This is a genomic window from Protofrankia sp. Cj3 (assembly GCF_917627355.1).
Lineage (GTDB): Bacteria > Actinomycetota > Actinomycetes > Frankiales > Frankiaceae > Protofrankia.
Map to the genome: position 1 here is coordinate 1 of NZ_CAKJTR010000221.1, position 7,374 is coordinate 7,374.

The window sequence follows — 7,374 nt, forward strand, 5'->3', positions numbered from 1 at the left end:
GCTTACTTGACGTAACAGAATACGATCTTAAAGTGATGAGGAATCGCTTCGCTCGTGATGCCAGGCGAGCGGAGCCCCGGTCAAGCCGCGTAATCTTCCTGTAGGAAACGATGGGCACGGGGAGGCTGTTGCATGCCTGATGTTGATGTTTGCCTCGCATCCAACCGGGATCTCTGGGACGAGTGGGCTGATGTGCATGCAAAGGGTGACTGGTATGATCTCGCCTCCGTGCGCAGAGGCGCGGACAAGCTGCGCCCTTACGAGGTGCAGGAAGTCGGCGATGTCAATGGACTCACGATGCTGCATCTTCAGTGTCAGATCGGAACCGACTCGGTCGCCTGGGCGAGACGGGGCGCGAAGGTCACCGGGGTCGACTTCTCCCCGATGGCAGTGAAGATCGCAAATTCTCTCGCGAAGGAACTCGGCGTCGATGCGACTTTTGTGTGTTCCGACGTGATGAAGCTGCCGGAAGCGCTGGCCGGCACGTGGGATATCGTCTACACGTCTCGGGGTGTTCTGGGCTGGCTGCCGGACCTGGCCAGGTGGGCGCACATCGTCGCGGACTACCTGAAGCCAGGTGGGTTTGTGTATCTGACGGATATTCACCCGATCGCAAAGGCCCTTGACGATACATCGTCGGAGTTGAGAGTGAGCCGCTCGTACTGGCCGCGAAGTGAGCCGATCGCCTATCGGGTAGAGGGTAGTTATGCCGATCCAAACGCGCAAGTTAATACTACCGTCAAGTACTTGTGGACACACAGCGTCGGAGAACTCGTCACGGCGGTCGCGCAAGCCGGCCTGATTATTGAGTTCTTCCACGAGTTCAACTGGCTTGACCGGCCGTGGCCATTTCTGTGTAAGCGCGGCGATCGTGAGTACGTCCTGCCGGAGGGCACTGGCGCGGAACTCCCCCTCTTCCTGTCGCTACGGGCGCGAAAGCCTTGATCAGTCGAGCACGGCCATATATTTCGCCAGGCGGCGCAGCCGCTCGTCTGGTGAGCGCCTGCGACGGATAAGATCCCGCACCTGATCTCTGGCAAGTGGGTCATGCCGGACGAATCCCGGGGCGATGCTGCGGGCCGCCATCAACGCATCGAGCACCGCGTCGTCGTTGCCCAGCATTCCGTACGCTCTGGCGAGATGAAGATGGTGGTAGCATCCGCGACTCACGCTGCCCGCCTGATCGGCGTTCACTCGGGCAGCTTCTCGTGTGGCGTCATGCGGTCGCTGCGAGTCGACGTACATGCCGATCTTCTGTATCGACATGTTGGTGGGTCCGAAAATGAGGCAGTACCTCTCCCGATCAACTCCGGACTCCGCCGCAGTGCCCGCTGCAACCTTCAACAACGCCTCCGCCTCTGCCACGTCGCCGGCACGTGCCGCAGCCTGAGCCGCGTAAAGGTTCAGCGCGCCGTTGATGACCGAGTAGGAGATCGGATCATCTGCAGCTCCACGGTATCGGCGAAGCATGTCGATGGTATCGGATGCGAGCGCTACACCATCCTCCGAGTCCCCTTGCATCATGAGCTGGACGGTCAGGGTAGCGTTCACCGACGCAATGAGAAATTCGTGGCCCGCATCTTCGGCGGTCAGCAGAGCACGGTCGATCGCCAGTCGCGCACGTCCATAATCTCCTCTCCGCCGCAGATCCAAGGAGGCCAGTCGATAAAGATTGGCAAGAGCGGTTTGAGCGACCCGCCGCTCAGCCTCGTCGTGGTACCTGGACGCGGCCCGAGCCTCCTCGATGAGATCGGCGAGCAGAGGGACCGATGCGGAGAACCTTCGATCGGAGACATTATAGAGAAGCCGAAGGGATGCGGCCTCCGCCGCGAGGAATGAGGCCGACCGTGGAGGCTCCCCGGACGGACGGAGGCTTGCGCCGCGGTCGAGAACCATTCGCAGGCGCAGGGCTCCGTGGTCTGCGGCGTCCGGCTTATGATGCTGGCCTCCGTGTCCCGTAAGCTGGTACACCGGTACGGAAAGAGCGCGCGCAAGCTCGAGCAGAACGCTCATGGAGTCCACGCGACGCTCGCCACGCTCAATTTTGGTCACCCAACTCGTCGAACGGTTCAACCGTTGAGCGAGTCCCGCCTGCGTCCATCCACGGAGTTTGCGGAACGCGGCAATTCGCTTGCCAAGCGGCAGATCCTGGTCCATGGCCCACCCATTTCAGCAAGGGCTTGTTCACCAGGAGCAATATATCGTTCGCGACGCGCAGGGTGGAAACCGGCCTCGGTTACCGATTCGCGTGTCGCATCTTGAGGCGATCCGCGCCGCGACGTCGCCGCGGCTCATGGGACGGGCGTGGACACGGTACGAGGACCGGGCACAAGATCCAGGCCGGCCGTAGCCTCGCCCAGCGCTAACCGTCCATAACAGGCCGCCCGTTGCACCTCCAGGTAACCCTGCGTACGGCGGCAGGCATTGCCCCACGCAGTCCGTCGTTGCAGCCCTCGACAGGCAGAGCCGCTTGGTCCAAGGCTGCGGCGACCGCGGCTCGATCCCCGAGAAACGACGCGCCGCGGGCCTGCGCTGGAGCCATGACCCGCACCTGCGGGCCGCGTCGGCCACTGTACATCTCCATGACCGCCGACGGTTTATCCGCCATCACGCCGGCCTGCCGCCGCTGTGGACCGATGTACTGGCGAAACCGGAAGTAGCGAGTTCGAGGGCGTCTAGGAGCCGCCTGTGTAGCGCGTCGGGAATGTGGCCGCTGTCGAGCCCGGACTGCTGCTGTCTTTCAGCTAGGAGCGCCAGTTGATCGCCACTGAGATAGCTGCGAGCGGCTGGGTGGATGAGGAGGTCGCGGGCAGCATAGGCGTCTCCGCTGTGCAGGGCGCCATCAATGATCCTGTCGAGGACAGGTCGCAGTCGCTGGGGGGTGTCCGCGACGTCAAGGAGGCACAGGCCGAGCTGGATGTGGAAAGCCAAGTAAGCGGGGTCGTTCGACGGGAGGAAATCGTCCATTGTGTTTCTGTCATCGTCAGGGGTCTTGCCCCCCGTGATGCGCCTTTGGAGAAGGCCGAAACAGGTAGCGACGGATTTTTCCCAGGGCTGGGTGGTGGTTGTGGTGGCGAGCATCTGTTCGGCGGCGTGATGGTCTTTGCGGGCGTGGTGGGCGAGGATCGCGGCCTGGCGGCCGTCGAGAAGGCGCTGTCCGATGCCCTTGTAGCGCTGGAGGTGGTCGAGGACCTTGGTCCAGTGGCCGGTTCGGGTCAGGGCGCGGGTGCCATCGGCAAGCAGGACGGTCCACAGCCAGCGGACCGCCTCGGGGTGGTCGGCGGCGGTGACGAGGTCCTCGAACGTGAGCGTCCGACCGTCGATGGTGGCGGTGGTTCTTGCCGTGACTGCGCCGTAGAGCGTGGTGAGTATCTGGTAGGCGGCGAAGCCGTCTCCGGTGCGTAGCCGCAGCCGAGCCAGGTTGATCAATGGTTGGAGGGCGAGTTTCGCCGTCGCTGCGTCGAGCGGGCGGCGGAGCGGGAGGGTGTCGATCTGGTGCCAGCAGAGACGCCGGGCGAGGTCGGGCAGGCCGCAGTCGCTGACGATCAGCGCGCCGAGGTTGTGGGCCTCGGCTGCGTGCAGCAGCGCGTCGCCGCCGCCGCAGGCGGCCTGACGGGCGAAGGCAGCCTGACGGGCGAAGGTGGCAACGTGGGTGATCCGGGTGTCGAGGGGTGGACAGTGTGGTCGGTTGCGGGGAACGAGGGGGAACCGGGCAGCGACGAGGTCGAACGCCGCGGTGGCCGCGGCCGTGGAGGTGAAGGCAGCCATGGCGCTCGCCGTTCTCACGACTGCCAGCGGATCGTGAGTCGGCTGTTCGGCCGGTCGATGTGGTATCCGGCGGGGAGCTGGTCGTCGGGGGTGTCCGCGGGGTGGGCGGTGATGACGGGCTCGGTGGGGCGTTCCTTGTGCCAGTGATGCAGCAGCTCGGTGAGCCGCGCGGCAAAGGTCGCCGCGTGGGGGCCGTGGGCGGTGACGCCGAGTTCGTCGATGTCGGGGGCCAGGGGGCGCAGGGTGATGTAAGCGATCGTAGAGCCGTCGTGGATGGTGGCCCCGGCCCAGCGCCGTGCCGGAGTGAGCTGGCCGTTCTGCTGGGCAGCGGTGTCGACGGCGAGGCGGGCGAACTGGGTGTTGGCGGTGATGAGCCACAGGTCGAGATGAGCGGTCGGTTCGTGGTCGTGGATCGTCAGACCGGTCCACAGCCCGTGCGGCGGGCTGTCGAGCGCAGCGCGGAGCGCCGGCTCGTCGGCGGGGTCGTGGTCGTCGAGCCGCAGAGCGGCGCCGTCGGCGAGAGTCAGCGTGCGGCCGGTGTGGGCGCCGGCTCCGCGCAGCGGGACGAAGCCGCAGACGAGCGCCGAGCGGCTGACCAGCCGGCCCGGCTCGACTGCGTCGAGCGCGAGCGAGCGGGTCAGGCCGCTGCCGTGCAGGCGGAGAGGTACGACGATCCGGCCAGCGGCGGCGAGCTGGTCCCACCAGGCCGCGGCGATATCCCACACCCCCGCTGTGATCATGATTCGGTCATACCGTGCCCCGTCCGGGTAACCGGCCGCGCCGTCCCCGTGGATCACCTCGACCTGGTCGCAGCCAGCCGCCGCCAGCGCGCCGCGGGCGCTGACGGCAAGATCCTCATCGATCTCGATGGTGGTCACGTGGCCAGTCGGGCCGGCGAGCTCGGCGAGGAGCGCGGCGTTGATGCCGGTAGCGGTGCCGATCTCCAGAACGCGGTGGCCGGTATGAACGTCGCCCTGTTCGAGCATGGCGGCGACGAGGTCGGGCAGCGAAGCCGAGGACAGCGCGGTGCCGTCGGGCGCGCGGCGGGTGACAACGACCTGGTCGGCGTACGCGGTTTCCAGGTCAACGCCCGGCAGGAACAGGTGCCGTGGCACCGCGCGGAACGCAGCTTCAACCTGGTCTGTACGGAACGTGCCCCAGCGGCGGATGTCAGCGACCAGCGCGTCGCGAAGCTGCTCGGGGGTGCGGGTCGTCATCGTGGTCACCGTTCGTCGAGGGTCGGGATCGGGTCGCTGTCGTCGAAGACGATGTGGGCAGCGGTGGCAGCCATCTGGGCCTGGTCGGCGGCGGGGATGCCGAGGCGGTTCCAGGCGAACAGGACGTGATGCGCCAGGACCGCGCGGATGCCGCGAGTGAGCTGGCCCTGGTCGGCGAGGTCCGCGAGTGACCGCCCGGCGTGCCGGAACGCCGCTGGCCACGCGGGCAGCGCTTCGAGTGGCCGGACCGTGCGGGCGGTGAGGAGCCGGTGCACGCCGGCCCGGGTGGCGGGTGCCACAGCGGGCTGCCGTGGGCGGACCTGGCAGGTGCGGCGGTGGCCGGCGATGCGGGTCCAGATGTCGCCCTGCTCGTAGTAGTCCTGGCCGGCGGCGTTCAGCAGTGCCGCGGCCAGCACGAGTCCCACCTCGTGGCGGTGGTCGGGGCGGGCCTGGCCGAGGTGGACGAGAACGTTGCGGCTGTCGGTGTGGAAGAGCAGGTGCGCGACGTCCATGCCGGCGGGTCCGCCGAAGGCGTGGGTCTCGGGCTCGTAGACGGCCGGCGCCCAACGACAGATCGCGCCGTCGGCGAGCAGGTCACCAAGAGTTCGTTCGCCGAGCGCTGTCGGGGTTTGTCTGATCTGGCCTGGGCCAGGCCGCCAGCGGATCCGCCAGGAGCCGGACTTTCTGGTGAACCACCACAGACTGATCCCGTTTGTCTGTTCAGCCGCGGTGAGCAGTGGCGCCAGTTGGGTGACCCCCAGGTGTTCGGCGGACCGCCAGTCCTGGCACCACACGGTCACCCCGCACCAGGCGGCCTCGGTGTCGGGAGTGCTCACCCGTGGGCTCCCGGGTCCTGTGTTGGCTGCGTCGGTGGGAGGTCGAGCAGGAGAGCCGCCTCCCAGGCGGCGGCGGTGCCGGTCGCGACGGTATGCAGGACCGCGGCGATCCCGGCCGTGCCCTCGATGAGGCCGGGTAGCTGCCATCCGGTGCCCTGCGCTGTGTCGAGGCTGTCGAGGAGCCGGTCGACCAAGCCGGGCAGGTGGTTGCCGAGCGGGTAGAAGCGGGCGTCCGTGGCTGCGCAGCGGACGGTGGCGACCAGGCCTGCCCAGCCGTGGCAGAGTGCCGGGTCGGCGAACCGGCCAAGCTGGGCAGGGTCGATAAGGCAGGCAGCGAGAGCGGCTTCGGCGCGCTGTTGACGGGCGGTGTCAGCCAGCGCGAGCGCGGCGAGCTGCTGGGCGCGGGCCAGACCGGGAGTACCGTAACACCAGGAGACGCGGCCCGGGCTTGTCTGGGCCAGGCGGCCGGCCAGCAGCTCACCGGCGGTGATCCGTTCGGGCCACCAGGGCCCGGCCGGGCCGTCTTGGCGCCAGGCGTCCAGCCAGCGGCAGATCCGGTCGAGGGCGTTGGCATGGCCGGGGACGACGACCCCGCGGCGGAATGTGAGTGCCAGCAGCGCCAGTACACCGGCGATGCCGTGGGCCATGCCCAGGTCGGTATGGCCGTCGGCGAACGGCCCAGGCGGCGCTGTGGCGGGAACGTCGACGGTCCACCAGCCAGGCGCAGCCAGCCCGGCTGTGTCGGTGGCGGGTAACGGTTCGGTGAGCCGGACAAGGTAGGCCAGGATCTGGCGAAGCTGCTCGCTGCTGGCGTCGCGGGTGGCCAGGTAGACGCCGAGGCCGGTCAGGCCTCGGACCAGGTCGAACTCGGCGCGTTCCGGTCGCTGTCTCGCGTCGATCCGTGCGTGGGCCGCCGCGAGCCGGTCCTCGACCAGCTTTTCGACGGTGGCGTGCAGCCGCTGGGCCGCGCCGAGGTAGCGGCCGGGTGGGGCTGCCGTCGTCAGCGCGAACGCGAGCGCCGGGGCGCCGAACCACAGGCCGGCGCCCGGCCCGGCGGACAGGTCCTCTGTGGCGGCGGCCGTCAGCCAGGCAGCGACGGTGGCCCAGTCGCCAGCGTGGGCGCGAGCGCGCACGCCATGGAGAACCGCGACGCCGGCCGCGCCCTGGGCTAGCGACTGGCCCTGCCAGCGTGGGCTGCTCGGGCTTCGGTCACTGCCTGGCTCGGGCGCTGGCGGCACGGTAAGCGTCTCAGCCAGCCGCGCCGCGACGGTGGCCGCGCGGGCCCGGCTTTCCATGACTGCGGTCATTGGCCTTCCGCTCGTGCCAGATCCGGACGGGTCTGCTGGTCGGTGTTGTGGCAGGCGAGCGCGACCGCGCGGGCGAGCCGGTGGCAGGTGCGTTCCGCCGACGCGTCGATGCCGTGGACGCGGACGTGGTGCAGATGCAGCAGCGACCCCAGCACCTCGTCGCTTGCCGGCAGACCCGGGGATACGGCGAGCTGGGCCGCGTACCGCTCGGCCACCCGGCGCCGCGCGCGCCAGGCAGCCCATACC

General features: G+C 68.4%; 7 protein-coding genes and 1 pseudogene. 1 reads left to right on the forward strand and 7 read right to left on the reverse strand.

The genetic code is table 11. The features are described 5' to 3' along the window. The first annotated feature begins 132 nt into the window (after nt 1-132). Nucleotides 133-945, forward strand: a complete 813-nt coding sequence (locus tag MJ783_RS20685) for a bifunctional 2-polyprenyl-6-hydroxyphenol methylase/3-demethylubiquinol 3-O-methyltransferase UbiG (protein WP_239312909.1) — start codon at nt 133-135, stop codon at nt 943-945. On the opposite strand, the gene MJ783_RS20690 is transcribed toward MJ783_RS20685, so the two are convergent. The 7 genes and pseudogenes from MJ783_RS20690 to MJ783_RS20715 all read right to left on the reverse strand — a co-directional run. Next, entirely contained in the window at nt 946-1,653 is a 708-nt protein-coding gene (locus MJ783_RS20690; protein WP_239312912.1) for a hypothetical protein, read from the reverse strand. A 327-nt stretch (nt 1,654-1,980) separates the two neighbouring features. After that, nucleotides 1,981-2,157, reverse strand: a pseudogene (locus tag MJ783_RS23780) (helix-turn-helix domain-containing protein); the annotation flags it as partial. 450 nt (nt 2,158-2,607) lie between these two features. Further along, nucleotides 2,608-3,786: a hypothetical protein gene (locus tag MJ783_RS20695; RefSeq protein WP_239312914.1), complete on the reverse strand. Its 1,179-nt coding sequence runs from the start codon at nt 3,784-3,786 to the stop codon at nt 2,608-2,610. After that, nucleotides 3,783-4,985: a methyltransferase, FxLD system gene (gene fxlM, locus MJ783_RS20700; RefSeq protein WP_239312916.1), complete on the reverse strand. Its 1,203-nt coding sequence runs from the start codon at nt 4,983-4,985 to the stop codon at nt 3,783-3,785. Before fxlM ends, MJ783_RS20695 begins: the two co-directional genes overlap by 4 nt. A 5-nt stretch (nt 4,986-4,990) precedes the next feature. Next, nucleotides 4,991-5,821 (reverse strand): thiopeptide-type bacteriocin biosynthesis protein, encoded by an 831-nt coding sequence (locus MJ783_RS20705; RefSeq protein ID WP_239312917.1) that lies wholly within the window; start codon nt 5,819-5,821, stop codon nt 4,991-4,993. Continuing rightward, complete coding sequence (locus MJ783_RS20710) at nt 5,818-7,128, reverse strand: lanthionine synthetase C family protein (protein WP_239312918.1); 1,311 nt, start codon at nt 7,126-7,128, stop codon at nt 5,818-5,820. Before MJ783_RS20710 ends, MJ783_RS20705 begins: the two co-directional genes overlap by 4 nt. Further along, nucleotides 7,125-7,374, reverse strand: a 250-nt coding sequence (locus tag MJ783_RS20715) for a lantibiotic dehydratase C-terminal domain-containing protein (RefSeq protein ID WP_239312920.1), incomplete at its 5' end; no start/stop codon positions are given. The genes MJ783_RS20710 and MJ783_RS20715, both read right to left, overlap by 4 nt.